Source organism: Streptomyces sp. NPDC031379 (assembly GCF_055569615.1).
Genome location: NZ_JBVIIT010000016.1, coordinates 29699 through 54949, shown reverse-complemented (window position 1 = coordinate 54949; position 25251 = coordinate 29699). Strand labels below are relative to the sequence as shown.

The 25251-nt window shown below is 72.2% G+C and carries 21 protein-coding genes; 8 read left to right on the top strand and 13 right to left on the bottom strand.

Annotation, left to right across the window (positions count from 1 at the left end; genetic code table 11):
* Nucleotides 1-230: 230 nt before the first annotated feature.
* Nucleotides 231-1772 carry an MDR family MFS transporter gene (locus tag ACZ5CW_RS23120; protein WP_468604233.1) on the top strand — a complete coding sequence of 514 codons (1542 nt, stop codon included), beginning with the start codon at nt 231-233 and terminating at the stop codon, nt 1770-1772.
* A gap of 131 nt (nt 1773-1903) precedes the next feature.
* Here ACZ5CW_RS23120 and ACZ5CW_RS23115 read toward each other — a convergent pair whose 3' ends face one another.
* The 3 genes from ACZ5CW_RS23115 to ACZ5CW_RS23105 all read right to left on the bottom strand — a co-directional run bounded on the left by ACZ5CW_RS23115 (nt 1904) and on the right by ACZ5CW_RS23105 (nt 7193).
* Entirely contained in the window at nt 1904-2392 is a 489-nt protein-coding gene (locus tag ACZ5CW_RS23115) for an SRPBCC family protein (protein ID WP_468604231.1), read from the bottom strand.
* 165 nt (nt 2393-2557) lie between these two features.
* On the bottom strand, nt 2558-5350 hold the full coding sequence (locus ACZ5CW_RS23110) for a helix-turn-helix transcriptional regulator (protein WP_468604229.1): 2793 nt from the start codon (nt 5348-5350) through the stop codon (nt 2558-2560).
* Between the two features lie 328 nt (nt 5351-5678).
* Nucleotides 5679-7193, bottom strand: a complete 1515-nt coding sequence (locus ACZ5CW_RS23105) for a GMC family oxidoreductase (protein WP_468604227.1) — start codon at nt 7191-7193, stop codon at nt 5679-5681.
* Between the two features lie 281 nt (nt 7194-7474).
* Here ACZ5CW_RS23105 and ACZ5CW_RS23100 point away from each other — a divergent pair, with 281 nt between their 5' ends.
* The 4 genes from ACZ5CW_RS23100 (at nt 7475) to ACZ5CW_RS23085 (ending at nt 11733) form a co-directional block, all read left to right on the top strand.
* Entirely contained in the window at nt 7475-8860 is a 1386-nt protein-coding gene (locus tag ACZ5CW_RS23100; RefSeq protein WP_468604225.1) for an FAD-binding protein, read from the top strand.
* Between the two features lie 349 nt (nt 8861-9209).
* On the top strand, nt 9210-9950 hold the full coding sequence (locus tag ACZ5CW_RS23095; RefSeq protein ID WP_468604446.1) for a GNAT family N-acetyltransferase: 741 nt from the start codon (nt 9210-9212) through the stop codon (nt 9948-9950).
* Between the two features lie 55 nt (nt 9951-10005).
* Nucleotides 10006-10650, top strand: a complete 645-nt coding sequence (locus tag ACZ5CW_RS23090) for a peptide deformylase (RefSeq protein WP_468604223.1) — start codon at nt 10006-10008, stop codon at nt 10648-10650.
* 189 nt (nt 10651-10839) lie between these two features.
* Nucleotides 10840-11733: a Bax inhibitor-1/YccA family membrane protein gene (locus ACZ5CW_RS23085; RefSeq protein WP_468604221.1), complete on the top strand. Its 894-nt coding sequence runs from the start codon at nt 10840-10842 to the stop codon at nt 11731-11733.
* On the opposite strand, the gene ACZ5CW_RS23080 is transcribed toward ACZ5CW_RS23085, so the two are convergent.
* Together ACZ5CW_RS23080 and ACZ5CW_RS23075 are read right to left on the bottom strand one after the other, a co-directional pair.
* Nucleotides 11727-12074 (bottom strand): hypothetical protein, encoded by a 348-nt coding sequence (locus ACZ5CW_RS23080; RefSeq protein WP_468604219.1) that lies wholly within the window; start codon nt 12072-12074, stop codon nt 11727-11729. The two genes, ACZ5CW_RS23085 and ACZ5CW_RS23080, sit on opposite strands and share 7 nt — an antisense overlap.
* The gene (locus ACZ5CW_RS23075; protein ID WP_468604217.1) at nt 12071-12661 is read right to left on the bottom strand and encodes a TetR/AcrR family transcriptional regulator; all 591 of its coding nucleotides are present in this window, start codon (nt 12659-12661) and stop codon (nt 12071-12073) included. The genes ACZ5CW_RS23080 and ACZ5CW_RS23075 overlap by 4 nt, the downstream gene beginning before the upstream one ends.
* A gap of 284 nt (nt 12662-12945) precedes the next feature.
* Between ACZ5CW_RS23075 and ACZ5CW_RS23070 the strand changes: the two genes are divergently transcribed.
* Complete coding sequence (locus ACZ5CW_RS23070) at nt 12946-13326, top strand: hypothetical protein (protein WP_468604215.1); 381 nt, start codon at nt 12946-12948, stop codon at nt 13324-13326.
* Between the two features lie 225 nt (nt 13327-13551).
* The gene (locus ACZ5CW_RS23065; RefSeq protein ID WP_468604213.1) at nt 13552-13917 is read left to right on the top strand and encodes a hypothetical protein; all 366 of its coding nucleotides are present in this window, start codon (nt 13552-13554) and stop codon (nt 13915-13917) included.
* A gap of 78 nt (nt 13918-13995) precedes the next feature.
* Here ACZ5CW_RS23065 and ACZ5CW_RS23060 read toward each other — a convergent pair whose 3' ends face one another.
* The 8 genes from ACZ5CW_RS23060 to ACZ5CW_RS23025 form a co-directional block, all read right to left on the bottom strand.
* Nucleotides 13996-14526, bottom strand: a complete 531-nt coding sequence (locus ACZ5CW_RS23060; RefSeq protein ID WP_468604211.1) for a hypothetical protein — start codon at nt 14524-14526, stop codon at nt 13996-13998.
* A gap of 24 nt (nt 14527-14550) precedes the next feature.
* Nucleotides 14551-15411 (bottom strand): alpha/beta fold hydrolase, encoded by an 861-nt coding sequence (locus tag ACZ5CW_RS23055; protein WP_468604209.1) that lies wholly within the window; start codon nt 15409-15411, stop codon nt 14551-14553.
* A 75-nt stretch (nt 15412-15486) separates the two neighbouring features.
* Nucleotides 15487-16359, bottom strand: coding sequence for a helix-turn-helix domain-containing protein (locus ACZ5CW_RS23050; protein ID WP_468604444.1), 873 nt, complete (start codon nt 16357-16359; stop codon nt 15487-15489).
* A gap of 257 nt (nt 16360-16616) precedes the next feature.
* Nucleotides 16617-17477 carry an alpha/beta fold hydrolase gene (locus tag ACZ5CW_RS23045; protein ID WP_468604207.1) on the bottom strand — a complete coding sequence of 287 codons (861 nt, stop codon included), beginning with the start codon at nt 17475-17477 and terminating at the stop codon, nt 16617-16619.
* Nucleotides 17478-17672: 195 nt separating this feature from the next.
* Nucleotides 17673-18458 carry a creatininase family protein gene (locus tag ACZ5CW_RS23040; RefSeq protein WP_468604205.1) on the bottom strand — a complete coding sequence of 262 codons (786 nt, stop codon included), beginning with the start codon at nt 18456-18458 and terminating at the stop codon, nt 17673-17675.
* Nucleotides 18459-18525: 67 nt separating this feature from the next.
* On the bottom strand, nt 18526-19593 hold the full coding sequence (locus tag ACZ5CW_RS23035; RefSeq protein ID WP_468604203.1) for an alpha/beta fold hydrolase: 1068 nt from the start codon (nt 19591-19593) through the stop codon (nt 18526-18528).
* A gap of 459 nt (nt 19594-20052) precedes the next feature.
* Nucleotides 20053-22806, bottom strand: a complete 2754-nt coding sequence (locus ACZ5CW_RS23030) for a helix-turn-helix transcriptional regulator (protein ID WP_468604442.1) — start codon at nt 22804-22806, stop codon at nt 20053-20055.
* A gap of 267 nt (nt 22807-23073) precedes the next feature.
* Nucleotides 23074-23562, bottom strand: coding sequence for a TetR family transcriptional regulator (locus ACZ5CW_RS23025; RefSeq protein ID WP_468604440.1), 489 nt, complete (start codon nt 23560-23562; stop codon nt 23074-23076).
* A 188-nt stretch (nt 23563-23750) separates the two neighbouring features.
* On the opposite strand from ACZ5CW_RS23025, the gene ACZ5CW_RS23020 reads away from it, so the two are divergent.
* A complete protein-coding gene (locus ACZ5CW_RS23020) occupies nt 23751-25193 on the top strand; it encodes an aldehyde dehydrogenase (protein ID WP_468604201.1) in 1443 nt (480 codons plus the stop codon).
* The last annotated feature ends 58 nt before the right edge of the window (nt 25194-25251 follow it).

Here is a 25251-nt window from a genome sequence, read left to right as displayed (position 1 = left end):
TGGTCAGGACGGCTTCCAGATTGCGTGCTGCGTCGGCTCTCACCGCACCGAGTCTAGCGGGCTGATTGTGAAACCTGAGACACCTAACGCCTCTCGTGTGTGAAGCACTCTCTGATAAGTGCTACATTGAAGTGGCAGTTAGTTCAGATAGTGCCAGCCGAGTGAGGCTCCATCGCCGTGTCCCGGCAGGCGTACCGCTCCGGCCCACCCCTTCAGAAAGGCAAGTTCCGATGTCGAAGGCACAGCAGTCCCCCTCACCCAGGGCGGGTGGTGTCGCCGCCGCGATGAGCGCGCTGATCCTGGCCGTCCTCCTGGCGGCCCTGGACCAGACGATCGTCTCGACCGCGCTGCCCCGCATAGCGCAGGACCTCGACGGGTTCGACGACATCGCGTGGGTCAGCGCCGCCTATCTCCTCGCGTCGACTGCGGTGACGCCGCTGTGGGGCAAGCTCGGCGACATGTTCGGCCGCAAGCGCCTGTACCTGGCCTCGACCACGATCTTCCTGATCGCGTCGGTGGCCTGCGGCCTGGCGCAGAACCTGCCCGAACTGATCGGCGCCCGCGTGCTCCAGGGCGTGGGCGGCGGCGGCATGATCGTGCTGACCTTCGCGCTGGTCGGCGACATCGCCGCCCCGGCCGAACGCGGCCGCTACCAGGGCATGTTCGGCTCGGTCTACGGCGTCGCCAGCATCGTCGGCCCCCTGCTGGGCGGTGTCTTCACCGACCAGCTGTCCTGGCGGTGGGCCTTCCTGGTCAACCTGCCCATCGGCGCCGTCGCCCTGGTCGTCGCCGCGCGGGCGCTGCCCGCGGCCACCAGGGGAGCCAAGGCCCGCATCGACTACCTGGGCGCCACCGTCCTGGCCGCGATCGCCACCGGCCTGGTCCTGGTCACCTCGTTCGGTGAGCGCTGGGGCTGGGGTTCGCCGGCCATCATCGGCCTGATCGCCGCCACCGTCGCGCTGGCGGCGCTGCTGGTGCCCGTCGAGCGCCGCGCCGCCGCCCCGGTCCTGCCGCCGGCCATGCTCGGCTCCCGGACCGTGGTCTTCTCCTCGCTGATCGGGTTCTTCGCCAACGCGGCGATGTTCGCCGTCCTGGTCTACCTGCCGACCTACCTCCAGATCGTCCACGGTGTCTCGGCCACCCTCTCCGGCATCTACATGCTGCCGCTGGTCGCCGGCCTGGTCATCAGCCAGTCCCTGGCCGGACGCTGGGCCGCGCACGTCGAGCGGCTGCGGGTGATCCTGCTCGCGGGTCTGGTCGCCAACCTCGCCGGACTGCTCCTGCTGGGCACCATCGGGGCCGCCACCGGCACCCTCGTGCTGAGCGTCTACTTCCTGATCACCGGAGTCGGCATCGGCATGGTGCCCATGGTCGTGCTGACCACCGTCCAGAACAGCGTGCCCGCCGGCGACCTCGGCGCCGCCAGCGCCGTGGTCACCTTCGCCCGCTCCATCGGCGCGGCCTTCGGGGTCGCCGTCTTCGGCACCCTGCTCAACAGCGGCTTCGCCGACCGCACCCGCGGCCTGCCGACCGCGACCGGCTTCGACGCCGCCCGCCCCGACACCATCGGCCGGCTCCCGGCCGCCCTGCGCGACACCGCGCTGGACGCCTTCGCCCACGCCACGGCCACCGGCTACGTCTACGTCGCCCCCGCCCTCGCCGTCGGCATCCTCCTCGCCGTCTTCCTCAGGCCCGCCCGCAAGCCCGGGGGCACGACCCCTGCCCCTGCCGCCGGCCCCGCCGCCGTCAAGGACACCGTCCCCGCCGCCTGAACCACCGCACACCGCGCCTCGACCGGCCGACGCCCGCACCGGGCGCCGGCCGTCGGCGTGTCCGGCCGCCCGCGACCCGGTGGCGCCGGCCCTCGGCGGATACCGACGCCCGCGCCGCTCGGTGGTGCCGGCTACGCGCCGCCCTCCTCCGGAGCGCTCTCGGAGAGTCTCTTGAGCTGCGCGACCCACAGGGTGTTCAGGCGCTGAGCCCACACGGGAGACAACGCGCTCAGGGACCTGGCGGCGGGACCACGGACGACGTTCGCGGTCACCACATGGGTGCCGTCCGCGACGGCGGTGAGCAGCCAGCCCTGGTACAACTGCACGCCGGCGCCGACGCCCGACCAGCCGAGCCGGTGGGGCGGCAGGTGCTCTCCCACGAAGATCTCGAACCGCTGCCCGTGGAAGACCACCTCGAAGGTCCGCACGAGCGGCCCGGGCCGCACCTCGGTGATGCCCGGAACCCAGCCGGGCCACCGCGTCACATCGGCGAGCAGGGCGAAGGCCGCGGCGGGCGGGGCGTGCACGACGCCCTGCGCCTGGCAGAAGCTGTGGGCCTGGTCGGGCGAGAACCCCGACGGCCAGTGGATGTCCGGATGACTGTCGGAGGCATCGAGCATCCGGTTCCCCCTCTCACGTCGCCCCGGCGGCTTCAGGTGCGGCCGCCGACGGGGGGACGGCCCCAGAAGGCCGCTCCCGCGTCCACTGTGCGCGGGGGCCCGCTGCCCGGCATACGTCAAATGACTGAGCGGACGGCCACCGCCGTCAGCCTTCGCCGGCACGCGTCAGCCGTCTCGGTCGAGGTCGAGGCCGGAGAGCGCGTCCCGCAGCGCGGCACGCGAAGTGATGCCCAGTTTCGGATAGATCTGGTAGAGGTGCGTGCCGATGGTGCGATGGGACAGAAACAGCCGCTCGGCGATCTGTTTGTTGGTCAGTCCCGTCGCCGCGAGCGTGGCGATCTGCAGTTCCTGCGCGGTCAGCGTCACGCTCCCCGGCCTGGCGGCGGTCGGCGCGGACAGTCCGCTCGCGCGCAACTCGGCCGCCGTGCGCGCCGCCCAGGGTTTGGCACCCAGCCGCTGGAAGGCCTCCAGCGCCTGGGTCAGCTGCTCCCTGGCCTCCGTCGTGGCACGCAGGCGCCTGAGGCGTTCACCGTGGAAGAGACGGACGCGTGCGGCGTCGAAGGGCCAGCGTTCCGGTCCGGGCAGGGACAACGCCCGCTCGAACAGGGCGACGGACTCCTCGCCGGGAGTGGTCAGCGCCTCGCAGGCCAGGACCAGCAGTTCCAGCCGGGGCGACAGCCCGGCCATCGCGGACGCGCGCATCGCCGCCGCGTGGGCGGCGGCCTCCTTTTCCCGGCCGGTCCGCATGGCCGCCTCGACCAGGTCCATCGTGCCCCACATGGCGATCGGCACGTAGGGGGCCACGGTCCCGGGCGGGCTGAGCGTGCAGGCGTGCTGGTAGGCGGTCTCGAAGTCGCCGTTGCCGAGGGCGGCCAGCGCTCTCGCGTGGCAGGCGAAGTACCGTGCGCCGTGGGCCCCGCGGGGCGTCGCCCACCGGACGATCTCCTCGGTCAGCGCGGCAGCGGTGTCCGCGTCGCCCTGCGCCGCGGCCACGGCCGCCTGCACGTACTGGAAGTACCACGCGAAGAAGCGGTAGTCGTGGTTGGTGCACAGGGTCAGTCCCTCGGCGGCCAGTTCCGCGGCGTCGTCCCAGCGCCCCAGGTGGTAGTAGTCCAGGCCCATGTGCATCAGCGCACCCAGGTGCCGGCGGACGGGCGCGGTGCCGGCGCGGCCCTGCTCGATCAGCCGGCGCGTCGCCCACCGGAAGTTCCCGAGCAGGTCGGGGAAGACCGAGGCGGTGCCGACACGCACCACCTGGGTGGGATCGTCCCCCACGGTGGCGATCAGCTCCGCGAGGCGTGGCAGCGCCGGGGGACCGGTGCGCGCCGGGTCGGCGAAGGTCTGGGCGATGACCCAGAGCAGCTCCGGCGGTTCGGGGGTCAGCCGGTCCAGGAACGTGAACAGCGGCTGCCACAGCTCGGGGGCACCGCCGTACCAGCACAGCAGCACCAGGAGGTGCAGGGCCTCGATGAGCCCGGCGTCCGAGGCGTCGTAGCCGTGGTTCCCGCCCTCGATCGCCCCGACCAGCAGCCGGTACGCGGTGTCGATGTCGCCGTCCCTGTTGATCAGCAGGAACGCGGACGCGGCCGCCGCGTGCAGCGACTGCTGTCCGGTGCCGGGATGGACGAGCCGGGCCCCGGCGAGCAGGCGCGAGGCGTCCTCCAGTTCACCACCGGAGTCCACGCCGACATAGGCCGCCTCGGCCAGCCGGCGGCTCTCGTCGGCCGCGACGGGGCTGAGCCCGGCGGCCCGGGTCATCGCCGTCACCGCGCCGAGCGCGTCACCGCGCCGAAGCCGGCGGCGCGCGGCCTCCTCCAGCAGGGCCGCGACGGTCTCGTCCGGGCCTACGGCCGCCTCTCCCAGGTGCCAGGCGCGGCGCTCCAGTTGGTCGCCGAGCACCCCGGCGAGCGCCTGGTGTGCTCTTCTGCGTTCCGAGGCGGTCGCCAGCTCCACCACCGCGGAGCCGATCAGCGGATGCCGGAAGGACAGCCGCCGGTTGTCCGCCGAGATCGTCACCAGTCGGTTGCGTTCGGCGGGGGCGAGGTCGTCGACGGTGGCCCGGCCGGTCGCGGCGGCCTCGATCGAGGCCAGGTCGCCGGTGCCGTCGAGGGCGGCGATCAGCAGCAGCTCCCGGCTGCGGTCGGGCAGTTCGGCCACCCGCGAGGCGAACATGGCCTGCAGACGTTCGGTCAGGGGCAGCACGGTGGGTATCGCCGCCAGGGTCGCGCGCTGCTCGCTGGAGAGCGCCACCGGCAGCTCCACCAGCGCCAGCGGGTTGCCGCGTGCCTCGGCGGCGATGCGACGCCGTACCGCGGGGGAGACCTCGGGGTGGGCCAGGGCGAGCAGTTCGGCCGACGACGCGTCGTCCAGCGGCTTGAGCCGGTGCTCGGACAGGCCGCTCGACTCGAAGAAGCTGTCGGAACCCTCACGGGAGGCCGCGAGGAAGCCGATACGGCTGCCGACGAGCCGCCGGGCCACGAAACCGAGCACGGCGTTGGTCGCCCGGTCCAGCCACGGCAGGTCGTCGACGACGAGCAGCAGCGGCGTCTCGACGGATATCAGCCGCAACAGCAGCAGCACCGCGGTCGAGGTCAGGAGGCGGTCGGGAGCCGGCCCGCTGCCGATGCCGACCGCGACCCGCAGGGCGTCGCGGTGCGGGTTGTCCAGAACGTCGAACTCGTCGAAGAGGGGCACGAGGAGCTGGTTGAGGCCCGCGAAGCTGATGTCCGCCTCGAACTGCACGCCGGCCGCGCGCAGGACCCGGACGCCGTTGCGCACGGCGCCCTTCGCCACCGCGTCGAGCACCGCGCTCTTGCCCACGCCGGCCTCGCCCGAGAGCAGCAGGGCAGCTCCCTGGACCTCGGGGTTGCTGAAGAAGGACTCGATGAACGAGAGGTCCGTGTCTCGTCCGACCAGCCGTGTCGACGCAGGGCAGACGGTCGAGTCCAGGTCATTCATCGGGCTGCCTCCAACGGCCGACGCATGGAGGCCCGGTGTTCTGTGCTGACCTGGTTGTGCCTGCACCCGGCTCCGTGCGGCCCATGCAATCACTGCAGTGTAAAGGACGTCCATATTCGGCCGTTCCCGTGACACCGGCTCGGCCACACGGGGCGGGGCCGGGAACGTCCCTGGTGGAGTCGTACCTATTACGGCGTAATAGGCGGCAGCCCGTGGGGCCGTGGAAAGAGGGGGCTCGTGCGGACGTCGCGGCGGGCGCCGGTGAAGGGCCGCGGCCGGAACGGGTGCGGGCCGTTCCGTGCGACCGGTTCGCCGCGCCCCGGGCGGATCAGGAACGGCGCAGCAGGTTGGCGGCGCGCTCGGCGATCGCGTACACGGTGGCATTGGTGTTGTTGGAGGGGATGGCGGGGATGACGGAGGCGTCGGCGACACGCAGGCCGTCCAGCCCCCGCACCCGCAGCTCGGAGTCGACGACGGACACCTCGTCCTCGCCCATCATGCAGGTGCCCACCGGGTGGCAGTACGAGCCGAAGTACCTGCGGGCGTGGTCGGCGATGGACTCCTCGTCCACCGCGGCGAGCCCCGGACTGACCTCCTCGATCCCCCATTCGGCCAGCGAGCGGGACCAGGCGATCCTGCGGGCCGCGGTGATGCCGGACAGCACCGCCCGGACGTCCTCCTCCTCGGTGAAGTAGCGGGGATCGATCACCGGCGGCGCGTACGGGTCGGCCGAGCTGATCCTGAGCCGGCCGCGGCTCGCCGGTCGCATCGGCGAGATGCCGATGGTGAAGCCGTTGTGCACCGGGGCGACCGGATTGGGCAGTGGGATGTCGATGAAGATGATCTGCACGTCCGGCCCCTCGGCGGCGGGAGTGCTGCGCAGCAGCCCCAGGATCTCGCCGTGGTTGTTGCGTGCCGCGGGCACCGGCCGCTGAGCCCGGTAGACGAGGTTGGCCCGCGGGTGGTCGTGCAGGTTGTGCCCCACGCCGGGCAGCGCGTGGAAGACCTCGACCCGGGCCTGCCGCAGATCGTCCTCCGCACCGACGCCGGAGCGCTGGAGGATCAGCGCCGATCCGATGGTCCCCGCCGTCAGCACCACCTCCGCGGTCGCTCGCGCGGTGTGGCTCCGGCCGCCGACGGCGTACTCCACCCCGACGCAGCGGTTGCCCTCGAAGAGCAGCCGGTGTGCCGTCGCTGAGGTGACCACCTGGAGGTTGGGGCGGTTCAGTGCCGGGGTGAGGTAGGCGTCGGCGGCGCTCTGCCGGCGTCCGCCGACGATGTTGAGGTCGACGGGGGCGAACCCCTCCTCCAGGCCGCCGCTGATGTCGAAGGCGCGGCGGTGTCCTGCCTCGACGGCGCCGTCGAGGCAGGCGAGGAGAACCTCGTTGGGCTCGGCCGCCGGGGCGACGACGAGCGGGCCGGCGGTGCCGCGGCCGGGGGCGCCGCTGAGGGCGGTCTCGGTGCGCTGGAAGTAGGGGAGCAGGTCGTCGAAGGTCCAGCCCTTGGCGCCGTGCGCGCTCCAGCTGTCGTAGCCGGTGCGGTGGCCGCGGGCGAAGACCATGGCGTTGATGGCGGACGAGCCGCCCAGGCCCCGGCCGCGCGGCAGCAACACCGGGGCACCGGAGACCTGCTGGACCACGGTCGTGTCGCCCCAGCCGGCTTCCGAGGCGGCGAGCGTGGGCCAGGCCGGGGGATGGGCCACGGCGTCCGGGAGCCGGGCCGGGCCGGCCTCCAGCAACAGCACGCGCAGGTCGGCGTCCTGGGTCAGACGCGCTGCGAGCACGCAGCCGGCCGTTCCGCCGCCGACGATGACGATGTCATGGGCAGGTTTGTGTGAAGACATGGTGATCCATTCTGACTGAATCAGCGATCCGCGATCAAACGTACCATTGATACGGATCAGCGCTCCGTAAACACATATCGCTGAACGGCGGATGTTCCGAAGGCGGCACACGTATTCATCAGCGGTTCCCGTCCACAGGGACGGAACAAATGACTCCGTCCCTGTGGACGGGCGCACGCCCATGTGAACGCCGAAGCACACCCGGCTCGTGTAGCTGGCGACAGGGCATGTGCGAGTGAGGTTGTGATCAGGTGAGTGCGGAAAACCCCGGTGGGACGAGTGTGGACCTTCGGCCGGAGGACGTGGCGGCGCTGCGGCGTTCCGTTCGGGGACCGGTCCTGGAGCCGGGAGCGGAAGGGTACGAGGCGGAGTGTGCCACGTTCAACCTGTCCTGCGGTCTCCGCCCGGCCGTCGTGGTCGGTGCGACCGGCGAGCAGGACGTCCGCACGGCGGTCCGGTTCGCCGTGCGGCACGGGCTGCCGGTCGCGGTGAAGGCCTCGGCCCATCAGATGGTCTCGCCGGCCGAGGGCGGGCTGCTGATCACGACGGAACGGATGAAGAGCGTCTCCGTCGACGCGCGGGAGCAGACCGTGCGGGTCGAGGCGGGCGTGCGGTGGCGTGACGTGCTGCCGCGCACCGCGAAGTTCGGCCTGGCCCCGATCGTGGGCTCGGCCCCGGACGTCGGCGTCGTCGGGTACACGCTGGGCGGCGGCCAGAGCCCGCTGCTGGGACGGTCGCTGGGGTACGCCGCCGACCATGTGCGGTGGCTGAACATGGTCACGGCGGACGGAGAGCTGCGCCGGGTGACCCCGCAGAGCGAACCCGACCTGTTCTGGGCGGTGCTGGGCGGCAAGGGCAACTTCGGTGTGGTGACCGAGATCGAGTTCGCGGTGTTCCCGCTCTCACGCTTCTACGGCGGCTGCCTCTACTTCGCGGGTGAGCACCTGGCCGAGGTGCTGGAGGCCTGGCGGACCTGGCTGCCGGGGACGGGGGAGGAGATGACCTCGTCCATAGGTGTCCAGCGGCTGCCGGACGTCCCCGCACTGCCCGAGCCGTTGCGCGGTGCCTTCGTGGTCCATCTGCGCATCGGCTACCTCGGGTCGGCGGCCGACGGCGCCGAACTGATCGCTCCGCTGCGTGCGTGCGCGCCGGTGCTGGTCGACCTGGTGGGGGAGAAGCCCTTCACCGCGATCGGGGAGATCCACATGGATCCGGTGGATCCCATCCCGTACTTCGACCGCAGTGTCTGTCTGGAGGAGTTCTCCGAGAAGACGGCGCAGGCCCTGGTGGACCTGACGGGCCCGCAGTCGGGATGCACGCTGGCGAACGTGGAGATCCGGGCGCTCGGCGGCGCGTTCGACCGGGAGCCCGCGGTGCCCAACGCGGTGTCCAGCCGTGGCCTTCCGTACGTCGTCTTCGCGTTCGCCGTGGGCGCCCCGGACCAGGCGGACACGCTGCGGGCCGACCTGGCGCGGGTCATGGACGGACTCGCGCCCTGGGAGGCGCAGCGGAACATGGTGAACTTCCTGTCACCGGACGAGGCGACCGACGCCGACGCAGTGCGGGCGGTGTACGGAGCGGAGCGGTTCGACCGGCTCGCCGCGGTGAAGAAGCGCTACGACCCGGCCAACGTCTTCCGCTTCAACCACAACATCACACCCGCCTGAGACCCGGCCCCGACGTCGCACATGACGCGCAGTGAACCCACCGCGGCCCCGCATCCGTGTGGAGGACGGCAGGTCCCCGCCGTCGGCCGCGGCGAGGACGGCGGCCGTCGGCGTGGTGCCACTGCGACGGCCGCCCACCGGGCTTCCGCTTCGTCCCGCGGTGGGGGGCGGGGCGCGAGCGGAGGCCCGGGACTGTCCGGAACGGGGCCGGTGACCGAACCCCTTGGCCGGTGAGCATCGTCGGGCCGGGGTAGGACGTACGCACACACGACACGATGAGGGAGCTGCGGTGACGGATCTCGAGGCTGCGGTCGAATCGGTGGCACAGCTGTCCACGGTCTGGCGCGCCATGGTGCTCGACCGGGACGAGGGAGCGGACGTACGGGATCTGCCGGGTCTCGCCGTCCGCTGGGCCGACTGCCGCTTCGCCTTCTGGAACGCGATCACCCTGACCGAGACCGGGGCGGACGCGGCGCTCCTGGAAAAGCGCCTGGGCCAGGCGGCGGACGTCATGAGGTCGAAAGAACGGCCGGGCTTCCTGTGGCTCTTCGAGGACCTGCTCGCGGACGACGCGCGCGAGGCGCTCGCGGAGGCGGCGCGGCGCGCGGGCCTGGTCCACGCCTTCCCCGGCACCGGCATGGCCGGCGACCTGCTGCCCGTCCCCGAGCCCCACCACCCGGACCTCACCTTCGAGCGGGTGACCACCGACGAACAGCTGCGGGCCTACGCGGACATCAACTCCCGGGCCTACGGCTTCGACCTGGAGGACGGCCGCGACGGGCTGGCCGGCTCCACGCTGTGGAAGCGGGACGTCTACGCCTACCTCGCGCTGCGGGACGGGGTCCCGGTCGCGTGCGCCGCGACCGTCGAGGCGGAGGGCCGCCTGTTCGTGGTGCTCGTCGCCACCGAACCGGACCAGCAACGCCGGGGGTACGGCGAGGCGGTGACGCGCAAGGCACTGCACGAGGGGGCCCGCGCCACCGGGCTGACCCGGGCCACCCTGCACGCCACCGTCGCCGGGGCACCCGTGTACCCGAGGATCGGTTTCGAGCCGAACTCCCCCATGCACTTCTACGCACTGGCGGACTGATCCGAAGACACCTGTGGTCAACACCCGCCCACGAGCGAACTGGCAAGCTGACACCATGACTGCTCCCACGACACACATATCCCTGTCCGAGCGCGTCGAGGAACTCCTCGAGACCGGCGGCCCGCTGCCCATCGTCGCCGCCGGCGATCCCGTACTGCGCGGCGTCGCCGAACCGTACGACGGCCAGCTCGACGACGCGCTGCTCGAGCGTTTCCTGGCCGCGCTGCGCGAGACGATGCACGCGGCCCCGGGCGTGGGACTGGCCGCGCCCCAGGTCGGGATACCGCTGAGCGTCGCGGTCGTGGAGGACCGGGCACGCGGGCCGCAGGAGGCGCTCGAGGCGCGCGGACGCACCCCCCTGCCGTTCCGGGTGCTGGTCAACCCCTCCTACGAGCCCGAGGGCGACACCAGGGCCGCGTTCTTCGAGGGCTGCCTGAGCGTGCCGGGCTGGCAGGCGGTGGTGGCCCGCCACGCCCAGGTGCGGCTGCGCGGGCAGGACGAGCGCGGTCACGCGATCGACGAGGTGTTCACCGGCTGGCCGGCGCGCATCGTGCAGCACGAGACCGACCACCTGGGCGGCACGCTCTACCTGGACGTGGCCGAGCCGCGGTCGCTGTCCACCAACGAGGCCGTCGCGCGGCGCTGGTCGCAGCCCACTCCCGAGACGGCCGCGCACGCGCTGGGATTCGAGATGCCGTGACTGCCCTTCGGCGGCCGGGGAGGGCCGCGCAACCCACCGTCAAGTGACTGATGCACACGGTTTGTCCCCTGCGACAGGCTGAGGCCGGCCGACACCCTGGCGAGCCCGTCGGCACCCGGGAACACACGACTGCCGGGAGTGGTACGTCCGACACGTCCGACACGTCCGACACGGAGAAGAGGATCCGGCGTGACACCGGTCGAGCAGCAGCGTTCGCTGACGAGCAGCAATCCGATACTCACCCGGCCCCAGTTCGAACGGCGGGGCGGGCAGAAGACGGCGACCCGGGACCCGCAGAGCGGGATCGCCGTCGCCCGGGACCGGATCAGGACGGGCAAGGACTGGGAACAGGCGCACACCGACGAGCCCGCTCCGCCGCCCGTCCTCGTCGGCGACCTGATGACGATGGACGACATCCTGCCCCGTGCGGCGGCCGCGCTCGCGGCCACGGCCCTGACGGCCGTGCTGTCGTGGACCCTGCTGCCGCACGCCGCGCTCGGCACGGCCGCGTCGTACGGCGTCGCCGCCGGCGCCGGACTCCTCGCCGCCGCGCTGGTGGTGGTCCAGTGCCGCAGGAACCCGCGGTCCGCCACCCTGACCCTGACGTTCGCCGCGTTCCAGGGCGTGTTCCTCGGCGTGCTCTCGACGACGGCCTCCAGCCACCTGTCACCGGGCGTCTTCGTCCAGACCGTGCTCGGGACGATGGCGACCTCCGCCGCGGCCCTCCTCGCCCGCAGACTGCACTGGATGCGGGTGCACCGCAGGTCCTACGGTTTCGCCGGCGCCGCCCTGCTCGGACTGGGCTTCCTCGCCCTGGCGGACTGGCTCCTCCTCCCCCTCATGGGCGCGGAGGGCCTCGGTCTGCGTCCCCTCGGCCTCGGCGTCTTCATGGGGGTCCTGGGCGTCGTCCCCGCGGCGTCCTTCCTGGCCCTGCACTTCCGGCAGGTCGAGGACGGCATCATGTACGGAGCCCCCCGCGCCCAGTCCTGGCCGGCCGCGTTCGGGCTCACCCTGACCCTGGCGTGGCTGTACGTGGAGACCACGCGGCTGCTCACCTTCTTCCCGAGCGAGGAGGTCTACTGACCGCACGGCGGACGGTCCTGGGCTCCGGCCGCCCACGGGGTCGGCCGGCGGTTCACAGCATCTTGATCAGCGCCAAGGACGTTGTCCCAGGAGCGCGGCGCACGGTCGGTCGGGAAGAGGAACTGGGCTCTCGGCGCAGAACCGCCCGTGTACAGCCGGACGGTGCACAGGCCGAGCACCATGTTGTTGATCTCGGCCCAGCGCAGGAACTGGTTGTCCGCGACGAACGCGAGTGTGCCGTCGGCCTTCCTGTTGACCGAGATGAGCACCACGGCCAGCGAGTCGAGGGTGAGCAGCAGATGCAGCCTGCCGTGCGCGAGACGGTGCCCGAAGAGGTTCACGCCCTGTGCCGCGTCTCGCCGGGGCCCCTGGTGCCGTGCGTTGCGGACGCCGGACACAGCCCCCGCATCAGCACGTCGAACAGCCGAGCGGCCCGGGCGCGGTCCTCGTCCTGAGGGCCGGCGTGCCACAGGGGACCCAGCAGCACCAGCACGTCGTCGGCTGTCGTTGCGGGCAGGACCGTTCCGGCGGCCTCGTTGGCGCTCACCAGCGCCGACAGGGCCTCGAGCAACGGCCGGTACGGCTCGCGGCACCGCTCCGTCATCGCGGTGGTGGCCCCTCGCATCGCGTCCGCGAACTCGGGTGTGCCCCTGCCCAGGCTCAGCAGGCGTTCCAGCCACACCCGCAGCGCGTGCTGCGGGCTCAGGGTCTCCAGGAGCGCCGGCACGGCGGTGACCAGCTCGTCCACCTCGGCTCCGTACACCTTCAGCATCAGGGACTCCCGGGTCGGGAAATGGCGATAGAGCGTCCCCTGGCCCACGCCCGCTCTGCGCGCGATGGACTTCAGCGAGGTGTCGCCAGGAGCGGCGAGCGCCTCCGTCGCCGCCTCGAGGATGCGCAGCCGGTTGGAGCGTGCGTCCGATCTCATCGATGCTCCGGTCTCTCTTCCGTGGTGATGCCGCCGGGCGGGCGCCCGCCATGCCGCGGCAGCGGACTCCGTGCCGCACACATTGCTGTGAGATCTCGACATCCTGAGGGGCGGAACCCGGCACTCGTCGAGCCGGTGCTGCACACACCTGCGAGACACGTATCCTGAGGGAAATCTACACTCCGCCGCCGCTGTCCTGCCGGACAGGCCCTCGCGGACGCGTCCTCCGACGGGCAGGGCGGGCACACACACCACCCGCACCGAGCAGAAGGCCATCGATACCCATGTCCCATGACGCAGTCGCTCCTGTCACCGTCCTGCGGCACACGTCGGCCGAGCGGCTCACCCAGCTGACCGCCGCCCTCGCCGACGACCTCGACCAGGGCAGATGGGCCCCGGGGGCGCTGGAACGGACCCTGGCGTCCCGCCTGCTCGTGGCCTGCGCCGGGGACGGGCAGTTCACCCCGGACCGCCTGCGCGAGACCCTGTGGGAGGGCAGCATCGCCCTGACGTACGCCGGCGGCGGCCGGCTGGCCCGGCTCCTCGCCCAGGTGTGCGAAGTGGCCGCGCACCCGGCGCCGGATGCCGAACCCGCGCTGACCGCCGCCGCACGCCTGCTCGAGCGCACAGCTCAGGGCGTACCCGGGGACGACGACCGGCTCTGACGGCGCCGGCGACGAGGTCCGGGGCAGTCAGATGACGGATGTGGCCGGCTTCCCGCCTCCGGAAGACTGAATGCCACGAAGCGCGCACACCGGGCTCGGAGGGGAGAGAACATGACGAGGTACCACAGGTGCGGCCGGCCTTGCTGTGACCCTTCGCCGGCCCGGCCGTCATCGTCCGGGCGGCGGTCCAGGCGCGCCGGCGCGGGTGGGCCCGTACTCACCCTGGTGCGGAACCCCGAGCCCCGTCGGACCGCCGAACTGTCCACGCTGACGCGGGAACCCATGCCGGCCGACGTCCGGGGCGCGATCGTGACGCCGGTGGGCGGCAGGCTCATGGCCACCTGGATGCCGCTGAGCGGACCGTCCCGCGTCCCGCAGGGCCGCGTCCTGCTGTCCTGGACGCCCGCGGGCGAGGACCGGACGGATGTCACGGCCCACCTGGGCCTCGCGGGAGCCCAGGTCCTGCTCGCTGTCTGGCCCGGCCTGCGCGGCGAGTGGTCCGGCGTCGTCCGTCCCACCGTCGCCGAGGTGACGGAGCTGCATGCCGCGCTCCGCGTCGCGACCGTCGTCCTGGACCGCCTGGCCGACTGACGGGCGGCGAGGTATGCGCCGAGCGACGTCGTCACGCGTGACGCGACGAGACATGCACAGCTACGGACGAGCCACCACTCACACTTTGGACACACGTCCGGCCTGTTGCCCGCCGTCGGCCGGTCCGGCCCCGGCGTAGTCGGCGGTCAGCCGGTCCAGGAACATCTCGAGCCGCTCGTTCATCGCGCGGTGGTCATTGCGCCGCAGCCGATCCGGCCGCTGGACGAAGCGGTGGCCGTCGAGTGCCGCGATCTCCTGCCGGGCCGACTCGATGCGCCCTTCGACGATGTCCCGGTCGAACTCCAGGTGACACTGGAATCCGTCCAGGACCATGCCGTACGCCACGATCTGCCGGGGGCACCCCTCACTGGTGGCCAGCACGGTCGCGTCGGACGTGAGTCCGGGCATGTCGTGGTGCCAGTGCCCGGCGTCGAAGGTCTCGTCGCAGCCGTCGAACAGCGGGTGCCGTCGGCCGGCCTCGGTGAGAGTGACCGGGAAGGAGCCGACTTCCGGCTCCGGGCCGTGCTGGCAGGGAGCCCCGAGGGCCTCCCCGAGCAGTTGTGCCCCGGGGGCCTCGAACTCTTCATGGACGACGAAGTGCACGCGCATGGTCTGTCGGATACCTGTCGGGGGTCAGCCGCGGTGAGGGCGGCGGGGGCGCGGGACGGGCAGGAGCCACGGCCCCTGGTCCGCCGACGGGCGGCGGTCGGCGGTGCGGGCGGCCTCGGGCCGGTACCGGTGGACGTCACGGAGGAAGGCGCCGAGGATCTCCAGGGTCCGGCCGGGCTCCTCGACGGCCGCCGTGTGCCCGCCCTGGACCGCGGCCAGCCGTGCGCCCGGTATGCCCACCGCGAGTTCCACCGAGTGCTCCGGTGCCACGAGCCGGTCTCCCGCGGCGGCGACGACCAGGGTGGGGGCGGCGACCGCGGGGAGGTCACCGCGGACGTCCAGACCCAGGGCGAGGGCGATCTGCTCGGCGGTGCCGGGAGCGGACGCCACGAGCCGGGCGGTCAGCTGCCGGGCCGCTTCCGTGGTACGGGCGGCCAGATACTCCTCGGAGAAGAAAGCCGAGGTCAGGAACGCGCTCAGCTTGTCGTCGCGGCGGGCGTGCAACGCCGCCCACATCTCCAGGCCGAGCCACAACGAGGTGCGTGGCCGGGCGAAGCCGGCGAGGGTGAACAGGCCCCGGACCCGCTCGGGATGGCGGGCGGCGACCTTGACGGCGACGGCCGCGCCGAGCGAGGCCCCGGCGACCACGAAGTCCCGCAGCCCGGGCTTCCGGGCCGTGGCCACGACCTGGTCGGCCACGGCAGCCGCCCGCAGCGGGCCGCCGGGCAGCGGGCTGCGCCCCGAGCCCGGGAGGTCGGGCAGCACGAGGGTGTGCTCGGCCGCGAGGCTGTCGAGCAGCGTCCCCCAGGTCTCGGTCGAGGTGCTCCCGATGCCGTGCAGGAGCACCAGACCCGGTCCGCGGCCCTGGATGTCGTACGCGAGCATGTGTCCCTCTGTCCGCCCGTTCCCTACGAACACGAGAGGGGACGGCACGCGGGTTCATCCGCCCGGGCCGGGCCGCTACGAGATTCTGTCCCGTACCGGATCCGCGTGCCCGGTGGTCCAGGAGGTGAGGATGCGCAGGGCGTCGTGGGAGGGGCTGCCGGGTTCGGCGGTCAGCACCATCAGGCGCTGTCCGGAGCCGTCGGGGCTGGCCCAGGTGTCGCAGTCGAGGGTGAGATCGCCGGCCACGGGGTGGCGGTAGTGCTTGGTGCCGTAGGTCGCGCTGGTGACGCGGTGTTCGGCCCACCAGGTGCGGAAGTCGGGGTCCTGGACGGTCAGTTCGCCGACGAGACGGGCGAGTTCGGGGTCGTCGGGGTCGGCGGCGGCCTCCATGCGCAGCGCGGCCACCGCGTCGCGGGCGTCGTGCGCCCACTCCCGGTGCATCTCCCGGATCCGGGGGTCGGTGAACATCAGACGCAGGTAGTTGCGCCGGCCGTCCGGGACGGCGCCGAAGTCGGTGTAGAGGGCGGTGGCGGCCGGGTTCCAGGCGAGGATGTCCAGGCGTCTGCCGAGGACGAGGGCGGGGGTGTGGGTGAGCTGGTCGAGCAGGCGCCGCACGGCGGGCCGTACCCGCTGGGCGGGCGCGCGGCCACGGGGCCGGTCATCGCCGCGGCCGGCCAGCTCGTAGAGGTAGCGCTTCTGGTCGTCGTCGAGACGCAGCGCGCGGGTCAGGGTGCCGAGGACGGGGGCCGAGGCCCGGACCCGGCCCTGTTCCAGCCGGGTGTAGTAGTCGACGCTGATCGCGGCGAGCCGGGCGACCTCCTCGCGGCGCAGCCCCGCGACCCGGCGGGCGGAGTCCGTCTCGGGCAGACCGCACTCCTGCGGCGCGAGCTGCGCCCGGCGGGCCTTGAGGAAGTCTCCCAGTGCGCGGGGGTCGGAGCGGGAGGTCATGTCGTCCCTTCGTCGGTCGAACACGAGGATGCCGCGGATGTTCTTGCCGTCGCGCAGGTCCTGGTGTCCCTCGTTCACCTGGTCCAGGGTGCGCCTGGCGGTCACCAGCCCGTCCAGCATGCCCAGCCGGAGCGGTACGGGTCCAGCAGCCGGACTTCTGCCCCCTCTCGCCGACGTGGCCGGCGTCCGGTCGGCCGTCGACCGCACCGCCGGGTCCGGCACCGCCCCGCTGCCGGACCGGACCCGTGCCGGGTGTGTCAGCGGACGGTGGCGCGGGCCGCTCGCTCGATGACGTCGGCGACGAGGTGGGGGTGGGAGACGGCGACGGAGTGGGAGGCGGCCACCTCGGTGGTGTGCGCGTGGGCGCGCTTGGCCATGTAGCGCTGGACGGCGGCGGGGATGTTGAGGTCCTGGGTGGTGACGATGTCCCAGCTGGGCGTCGTCTTCCAGGCGGCGGATGTGGCCTTCTCCTCCAGGGCGGCCTGGGCGATGGGCCGCTGTTCGGCGGCCATGAGGGCGGCCTCGCCGGCGGGGACGTCGGCGGCGAACTGGTGGCGGAACTTGTCCTGCTGGATGTACAGGTCGGTGGCCGTGGTGCCGTCGGCCTGCTGGTAGGTGACCGGGTCGAGGGCGTCGGGGAGGGTGGAGCCCGGGTACTTGTTGGTGAGTTCCAGGGCGGTCTCGCCGGGGGCCGGAAGGAAGGCCGCGACGTAGACGAGGGCCTTCACCTGCGGGTCGTCGGTGGCGGCCTCGCTGATGACGTTGCCGCCGTAGGAGTGGCCGACGAGGATCTTGGGGCCCTTGACGTGGTCGAGGACGGTGCGCAGGGCCGCGGCGTCGGAGGCGGGTCCGCGCAGCGGGTTGGCGGCGGCGACGACGGGGTAGCCGTCGGCGCGCAGGTCGGCGATGACGCCGTTCCAGCTGGAGCCGTCGGCGAAGGCACCGTGTTCCAGGACGATGGTCGGCTTGGCGTGTCTGCCGGTGTCGGCGGCCTCGGCGGTCTTGGTCGCGCCGTTGGCGGTGCCGCTGAGGGCGAACGCGCCGAGCGCGAGACCCGCCGTGAGCGTCGAGACCACACCCGTCACCACTCGCTTGCGTCCACCCTTGATGCTCACCACGACAAACCCCTCTCAGGAATTTCGGCAATGGGGCGGGTCGGCTTTCGCCGGGAAGAATCACCGCCCTGACTGGTGATGAATCTGTCATGCCTTGCGTCACCTGTCAAGGTGGTGACGTAAGGCGTGGCACGCACACAGACGTGCGGCCGGGAAGGGCGGTGCCCTTCCCGGCCGCACGTGCGAGGCAGACCGTCCTCACCGCGTCGTAGACGCTTCGCCGCCCTCTTTCGCCCACGGGTCGCGCACGATGATGTCGGCCAGGGCCGCCGCGCAGCCGGAGAGCATGGTCTCCCCCTTCTGCGGGCTCGCCACCCGGGCGTCACCCGCGACCCCGGACGGGGTGATCCGGTCGAAGGACACGGCCATGTAGACCGGGTCGGCGGACTCCGCGGGCAGCGTGATCCGCGGCCCGTGCGCCTCGGTCAGATGCTCGGCGCGGATCAGCTCGGGGTGGGCGGCCATCATCATGGACGTCTCCCCTTCACACGCGTGCATGAGCCCGTCCTGGGTCTCCAGGGTCTCCCGCACCACTTCCCGTCCGGCGCCGAAGTAGCTGGCGAAGGCGATCGGCGTCGCCAGTTCCGCCGTCAGCTCGGTCGTGAGGGCGTGGAGGGCGGTCATGTTCCCGCCGTGCCCGTTGACGATCAGGATGCGGGAGAAACCCGCCCGGATCACGGAGCGGCAGATGTCCCGCAGCAGTGCGTGCAACGTGGGCAGACTGAGCGTGAGGGTGCCGCCGAAGGCCATGTGGTGCTCCGACAGGCCCGTCGGCACCGACGGTGTCACCACCACACCGGTGTGCTCGCCGGCCAGCACCGCCGCCCGCCGGCACACCTCCGCGGCCAGGAAGTCGTCCACGCCGGTGGGCAGATGAGGGCCGTGCTGCTCGGTGGCCCCTATGGGCAGCAGCACCACGGCGTCCCTGGCCGCTAGGGCCCGCAGCTGCGCGGCGGTCAGACGGTTCCACTGGACTTCGCTCATCTGGGACTCCTCCTGGGAGTGACCGACGCGGTGGTACCGGTCGCCGCGTCGCTGTCGGATGCGTGGCTCAGAGGCGGTCGGCGTCGACGACGGCCTGGGCGAAGACCGTGGGCGCTTCCTGCGGCAGGTTGTGGCCGATGTTCGTGATCGTGCGGTGCTCGTAGGGGCCGGTGAAGTGATTGCGGTAGCCGGTGCCGTCGCCGGCCGGGGTGAAGGGGTCGAGGGCCGGGTCGAGGGTGACGGTGGGGACGTCGATGGGGGGCTGGGCGGCGAGCTGCCGCTCGTAGCGGTCGTAGCGGCGCTCGCCCTCGATGAGGCCGATGCGCCAGCGGTAGTTGTAGAGGACGATCGCCGCGTAGTCCGGGTTGAGGAAGGCCTGTGCGGTGCGCTCGAAGGTGGCGTCGTCGAAGTTCCAGTTGGGGGAGACGAGGGTCCACACGTAGCGGCAGAAGGCGATGCGCTTCTCGGGGTCCTCCATGGTCTGCCTGCCGCGGTCGGTGGCGAAGTACCACTGGTACCACCAGTTGTGCTCGACGGCCGGGGCGGCGGGCGTCAGCTGCGACTTGACGTTGGTGATCACGTAACCGGTCGTGGAGACCAGGGCCTTGACGCGCTCGGGCCACAGCGCGGCGATGATGTCGGCGGTGCGCGAGCCCCAGTCGAAGCCGGCGAGCAGGGCCTTGGGGATCTTGAGGGCGTCCATCAGGGCGATGATGTCGAGCGCGATCGCGGACTGCTCGGCGTTGCGGGGGGTGTGGCGGGACAGGAAGCGGGTGCTGCCGTGGCCGCGCAGGTAGGGGACGATGACGCGGTAGCCCAGGTCGGCGAGGAGCGGGGCGACGTCGACGTAGCTGTGGATGTCGTAGGGCCAGCCGTGCAGGAGGATGACCACCGGGCCGTGGGCGGGGCCGGCCTCGGCGTAGCCGATGTCGAGGACGCCCGCCTTGACCTGCTTGATCGTGCGGAAGCCGGTGTGGGTGCCGGGGGTGATGGTGGGCACGGTGGGAGCGGGCCTGCCGCTCGGCCGGTGCGGGGCGGTCGTGGCGGACGCCTGGGTCTGCAGGCCGGACAGGGAGACGGCGGCCGCGCCGGTGCCCAGGCCGACGGCCTTGCTGAAAGTACGCCTGTTGATCATCTGAAACCCTCCGTCGTGCGTGTCCGGTGACCCGTCCGTGCCCGGGAAACCTCTCGCTCACATCGGCGGCACGGGACCACCGCGGCTGTTGGCGCGATGACCCTCGCACACGGTCCGTCACCTGTCAAACAGGTGACGCGAGGTTGTTCCCGGCGGTCGAGAGCAGTGCGGAAAGACCGCTCCTTCCCGTGACCCGGACCGGCGGCACATACTCTCGTCTGCGGCGAATACGGACACATCCGTCACATGACGGTAGGACGCGGCGACGGCGCCGGGTGTGCAACGCGCCCCGCGCGATGCCCGGCGTCCCGCCACGGCACCGCAGGTGACGAGCCCGGCCGGCACACCCGCCATCGTGGCGGCCACACCTCGTCCCGGAGCCCCGGAACCCGAGGAACCTAAGTCATTCGACTGAGCTGACACTCATGGGCACCCGCCCGGCCGCGGGGTCCCGCCCGGTCAGGTGTCCTCCTCCAGCCTGGCCAGCGCGTCGCGCAGCGCGGCGCGGGAGGTGATGCCCAGTTTGGGGAACACCCGGTAGAGGTGGGAGCTGACCGTACGCGGCGACAGGTGCATCCGCGCGCCGACCTCCTTGTTGGTCAGACCGCCGGCGGCCAGATCCGCGATCTGTCGTTCCTGCCACGTCAGTTCGGCCAGCTGCGCGAAGGTGACGCCGGTGGCCAGCCCCGACGCCCTGAGTTCCGTCCGGGCCCGTTCGGTCCAGGTGGGCGCGCCGAGCCGTTCGAACGTCTCCGCCGCCTGGACGAGGAGCTGACGGGCGCTCCTGGGGCCCTGGGTGTGGCGCAGGCGGATGCCGTGGGCGAGGCGGATGCGGGCGAGTTCGAAGGGGAAGGTGGCGGCGGCGGGGTGGGTTTCGGCGTGGTGGTAGTTCTCGTCGGCTTCGGTGGGGTCGGTGGCGGTCATGGCGAGGGCGCCGTGGGTGAGGAGGGCGAGGCGGGGGGAGATGTCGGGCAGGTGTGCGTCGCGGGCGGCGAGGGCGTGGGTGCGGGCTTGTTCGGAGCGGCCGGTGTGCAGGGCTGCTTCGACGAGGTCGAGGAGGGTGCGGGGGGCTTGGTGGGCGTAGGGTTCGAAGGTGCCGGGGGGTGTGATGCCGATGGCGTGGAGGTAGGCGGCTTCGTAGTCGCCTTCGGCGAGGGCGGCGGTGGTGCCGATGGCGTCGGCGATCTGGGTGAGGAAGCCGACGCCGCGGGGGCGGGCCCAGGCGTCTACGGCGGCCTGGAGTTCGCGTGCGCGTTCGGCCTGGCCGCGCATCGCGGCCAGCAGCCCGAGATACGCCCGGGTGTGATGGGCGAGCAACGAGTATCCGTGGGACGACGTCAGTTCCAGGTTGCGCTGTCCGGTCCGCTCGGCCTCGTCCCACTCGCCGACCGCCATCTGGTCGAGCATGATCAGATGCAGCATGGTCATGCTGTTGCGCACGAAGCCGGTCTCCGCCTCGCGGTCGACGGTGCGCTGGAGGTGCGGCCGGTACTGGCTGAGGGTGTCCACGTGATAGGCGGCGACGGCCAGCCGGCTGATGTCCCAGGGCTCCATGGCCGACAGGTCGGTGAACGCACGCTCCACCCGCTCCCGCACACCGGCACCGTGCCGGACCACGTCGCCCCACGCGTCCCGGTAGATCAGCGACCGTGAGGGGACCGGATCGCCCAGTGAGCCGAGCAGCGCGCGGGTCTCCTCCCACTGGGCGGGGTCGCCGGCGTACTGGTCGACCGCGAGCAGCAGGTTCACCAGCCGCGTGAGGACGTCGGACGCCTTGCCCGGCGCACGCTCGCGCAGGCTCTCGATCGCCGTCACCACCTGACGGTGCGAGTGCCGTACGTCCCCGTCCTCGAAGAACGCCAGATAGGCCGAGGTGACCACGGAGGCCGGGGACTCGTCCGAGCCCGGTGTCCGGTCGGAGCGGACGAGGCGCTGCGCCTGTTCGAAGAGCCCGGCGTGGCCGGCGACGAAGGCCGCGTCACCGAGCCTGCGGGACCGGTCCTCGTGGTTCTCGCTCAGCTCCGCGGACCGCGTCAGCCAGGCCACGGCGGCCACGGCGCTGCCGCGCCGGGTCGCGGAGTCGGCCGCCGCCTCCAGCGCGGCCGCGACCTCCTCGTCCGGGTCGACCGTCGCGGCCGCCAGATGCGTGGCGCTCCGCTCGACGTCCTCGCGGTGCACCTGGGCGAGGGCCGCGTGGGCGGCCCGGCGCTCATTGGGCGTCGCCGTCCGGACCACGGTGGAACGCACCAGCGGGTGCCGGAAGACGAAGTCGCCGCTGACCGGGTCGATGCTCAGCAGGCCGGCTGCCACCGCCTCTTCGGCGTCGCGCATGCGGTAGCGCCTCGAGCCGGGTGCGGGCACGGTTCCCGGTGTCGCTCCGACACCGTCGAGGGCGCCGCGCAGCAGCTCCTGACGGACGCCTTCGGCGAGGCCCTTGATCCGGGTGCCGTACACGTGTTGCAGACGCCGGGGCACCGGCAGCGGCGCCGAGGCATCGGGTGAGCCGAGGAGTTCCGCGGCCGGACGTCCCGTGTGGCCGGCGTGGAGGTGGGCGGGGAGTTCGAGCAGCGCCAGCGGGTTGCCCTGGGCCTGGTCCAGCACCAGACGGCGGACGTGTGAGTCCAGGCCCGGGTGACGCAGGTCGAGCAGTCGGCGCGCGGCCTCGTCCGGCAGAGCCCTGACCGCCAGTTCGGGCAGGGCTGCGGTGTCGAAGCCCGACGCCACGTCCGAGCGCAGGCCGACGACGAGCTTCACCGAGCTGCCGGTGAGCCGGCGCCCCACGAACCCGATCACCGCGATGCTGGAGGCGTCCAGCCACTGGCCGTCGTCGAGGAGCAGCAGCAGCGGCTTCGCCGAGGAGGCCAGGGACAGCAGGTCGAGGACGGCGATGCCGAGCGACATGACGGACGGCGGCTTGCCGCCGCTGCGCCCGAAGACGGTGTCGAACACGGCGCGATGCACCTGGTCCAGGCCGTCGACGGAGGAGAGCAGGGGGTGGACGAGCTGGTGCAGGCCCGCGAACGGGAGTCCGGACTCCGCCTCGACACCCGCGGCCCGGATCACCGCGTGGCCCGCCCGCGACGCCAGCTGGGCGACATGGTCGAGCAGGGCGCTCTTGCCCACCCCCGTCTCCCCTCTGAGGACCAGGGTCTGCCCCCTCGCTGCCGTCACGAACGAGGACAGCTGCCCCAGTTCGCCGTCCCGGCCGATCATCGTTACGAGCGACTCCACGGCGCCCCACTCCCTTTCCCACCGGACCCGCATCGTGCGTTCCCCTCCGAGCCTATGTGTGTGGGCCGGTACTCTCGCGGTGAAGGAAACGTTGAAACCCATGTTCCGCTTGCTCCCGGAGTGGTGACACCGGGCGAAGCCGCCCGTGATGGACCCATGTGACAGGGTGCGGCGGCGAGTCGCCCGGTGCCCGGGAGGGGCGCGGCAGGTGTGAACCGGGCCGGCCGGCCCGCCGTACGGCGACCGGCCTCACGACGCTCCCATGCCGTGCAGGAACGTGTCGACCACGACGTCGGCCGCCTGACCGGGGCTCAGATGTGCCTGCTGGTGCGACGCCAGGTTCACCAGCTCGGGCAGCAGCGGTCCCGCCCACCCCTCCGGCCGGTCCCGCCGCAGCAGTCCTTCGTCGGTGGCGCGCCGCAGGAAGGCCTCGACCTCGGCGATACACGCGTCCCGGCGTCGGCGGACGGCGTCGTCGGCGAGCATGCGGGCGAGGTCGACGGGCCAGGTCCGGTTGACGACGATGATGCTCTCGACGTAGCGGTGCAGCGCCACGGCGACCGGCGCCTCGCGCAGCCGCGCGTCCTCGATGGCCTGCTCGACGGCCGTCAGGCGGGATGCGTAGACGGCGGCGAGGAGTTCCTCACGGCAGGCGAAGCGCCGGTAGACGGTGCGCCGGTCCACCCCCGCCTCGGCGGCGATGCTCGCGATGCTCGCGCCGGGGTCGGCGGCGAGCATGCGCGCCCCGGTGGTCAGGACGGTTTCCAGGTTGCGTGCTGCGTCGGCTCTCATCCCTCAAGAGTATCGACGATGCGGAGGATCAGTGATCTGTCACCACGCTTATGTGTATCTAACGAATTTAAGTGCTACATTGAAGTGGCAGTTGATGAGCACCGAAGAACCGAGCACCGGAAGAGAGACAGCGCATGATCACCTACGACCGGCTTTTCATCGGGGGTTCCTGGGTGGAGCCGAGCAACCCGGAACTGCTGGACATCACCTCGCCGCACGACCAGTCGGTGATCGGCCGCGTGGCACAGGCGCAGCCGGCCGACGTCGACCGCGCGGTGGCCGCTGCGCGGGCGTCGTTCGACGCGGGTGTGTGGCGTTCGACGCCGTCGGCGGAGCGGATCGCGGTCCTGCGGCGGTTCAACGCGCTGCGGGAGGAGAACGCGGAGAAGGCCGCCCACCTGATCTCGCTGGAGAACGGTTCGGCGGGATGGTTCACCCGGGCCGGACAGCCCGGCCTGACCCGGCAGGCCAACGCCTACCTGAAGGCGGCGGAGGAGTTCGGCTGGGAGGAGACCCTGGTGCCCTCCGACCCGGCCTCCCCGGTGCGCAGCGTGGTGCGCCGCGAGGCGGTCGGCGTCGTGGCCGCGGTGATCCCGTGGAACTCGCCGTTCTCCTCGGCCACCTCGAAGATCATCCCCGCTCTGGTCGCCGGCAACTCCGTGGTCCTCAAGGTGTCCCCGGAGAACTCGCTGAGCATGGGCTTCCTGGCCGAGCTGCTGGAGCGGGCGGGCCTGCCCGAGGGCGTGATCAGCGTCCTGCCCGCGGACCGGGAGACCAGCGAACACCTGGTGTCGCACCAGGACGTCGACAAGATCGCCTTCACCGGCTCGACGCGGGCCGGCCGCCGCATCGCCTCGATCGCGGGCGAGCAGCTCAAGCGGGTCAGCCTGGAGCTGGGCGGCAAGTCCGCCGCCATCATCCTGCCGGACGCCGACATCGCGAAGGCGGTCGCGGGCCTGAAGTTCGGCTCCCTGCTCAACAACGGCGAGTCCTGCATCGCCCAGACCCGGATCCTGGCCCCGCGCAGCCGGTACGAGGAGGTCGTGGCCGGGCTGAAGGAGCTGGTGGAGTCGCTGAAGGTCGGCGACCCGAACGACCCCGACACCTTCATCGGCCCGATGATCCGCCCCGACCAGCAGGAGCGGGTGCGCAACTACATCCAGCTCGGCATCGAGGAGGGCGCCCGCCTGGTCACCGGCGGCCCGCAGATCCCCGAGGGCCTGGAGAAGGGCAACTACGTCACGCCCACCGTCTTCGCCGACGTCGACAACTCCATGCGCATCGCGCAGGAGGAGATCTTCGGTCCGGTCCTGGTCGTCATCGCCTACGACGACGAGGACGACGCCGTCCGCATCGCCAACGACTCCGAGTACGGCCTCTCCGGCGGCGTCTGGTCCGCCGACGAGGAGCACGCCCTGGCGGTCGCCCGCCGCGTCCGCACCGGCACCGTCACGGTCAACGGCGCCTCCGTCGCCTTCGACGGCCCGTTCGGCGGCTTCAAGGCCAGCGGCATCGGCCGCGAGTACGGCGCGGTCGGCCTCGGCACCTACACCGAGTACAAGACCATCACCGTCTGACTCCGTCGTACGGCACGGACCACAACCGGATACGCCTACGGCGGCAGGTGGCCCGGCC

Bases quoted from the DNA above. Each gene is read 5' to 3' on its own strand.
- ACZ5CW_RS23120 (WP_468604233.1), top strand. From the start codon at position 231: ATGTCGAAGGCACAGCAGTCCCCCTCACCCAGGGCGGGTGGTGTCGCC.
- ACZ5CW_RS23115 (WP_468604231.1), bottom strand. From the start codon at position 2,392: ATGCTCGATGCCTCCGACAGTCATCCGGACATCCACTGGCCGTCGGGG.
- ACZ5CW_RS23110 (WP_468604229.1), bottom strand. From the start codon at position 5,350: ATGAATGACCTGGACTCGACCGTCTGCCCTGCGTCGACACGGCTGGTC.
- ACZ5CW_RS23105 (WP_468604227.1), bottom strand. From the start codon at position 7,193: ATGTCTTCACACAAACCTGCCCATGACATCGTCATCGTCGGCGGCGGA.
- ACZ5CW_RS23095 (WP_468604446.1), top strand. From the start codon at position 9,210: ATGGTGCTCGACCGGGACGAGGGAGCGGACGTACGGGATCTGCCGGGT.
- ACZ5CW_RS23090 (WP_468604223.1), top strand. From the start codon at position 10,006: ATGACTGCTCCCACGACACACATATCCCTGTCCGAGCGCGTCGAGGAA.
- ACZ5CW_RS23075 (WP_468604217.1), bottom strand. From the start codon at position 12,661: ATGAGATCGGACGCACGCTCCAACCGGCTGCGCATCCTCGAGGCGGCG.
- ACZ5CW_RS23070 (WP_468604215.1), top strand. From the start codon at position 12,946: ATGTCCCATGACGCAGTCGCTCCTGTCACCGTCCTGCGGCACACGTCG.
- ACZ5CW_RS23060 (WP_468604211.1), bottom strand. From the start codon at position 14,526: ATGCGCGTGCACTTCGTCGTCCATGAAGAGTTCGAGGCCCCCGGGGCA.
- ACZ5CW_RS23055 (WP_468604209.1), bottom strand. From the start codon at position 15,411: ATGCTCGCGTACGACATCCAGGGCCGCGGACCGGGTCTGGTGCTCCTG.
- ACZ5CW_RS23050 (WP_468604444.1), bottom strand. From the start codon at position 16,359: ATGACCTCCCGCTCCGACCCCCGCGCACTGGGAGACTTCCTCAAGGCC.
- ACZ5CW_RS23040 (WP_468604205.1), bottom strand. From the start codon at position 18,458: ATGAGCGAAGTCCAGTGGAACCGTCTGACCGCCGCGCAGCTGCGGGCC.
- ACZ5CW_RS23035 (WP_468604203.1), bottom strand. From the start codon at position 19,593: ATGATCAACAGGCGTACTTTCAGCAAGGCCGTCGGCCTGGGCACCGGC.
- ACZ5CW_RS23030 (WP_468604442.1), bottom strand. From the start codon at position 22,806: ATGATCGGCCGGGACGGCGAACTGGGGCAGCTGTCCTCGTTCGTGACG.
- ACZ5CW_RS23025 (WP_468604440.1), bottom strand. From the start codon at position 23,562: ATGCTCGCCGCCGACCCCGGCGCGAGCATCGCGAGCATCGCCGCCGAG.
- ACZ5CW_RS23020 (WP_468604201.1), top strand. From the start codon at position 23,751: ATGATCACCTACGACCGGCTTTTCATCGGGGGTTCCTGGGTGGAGCCG.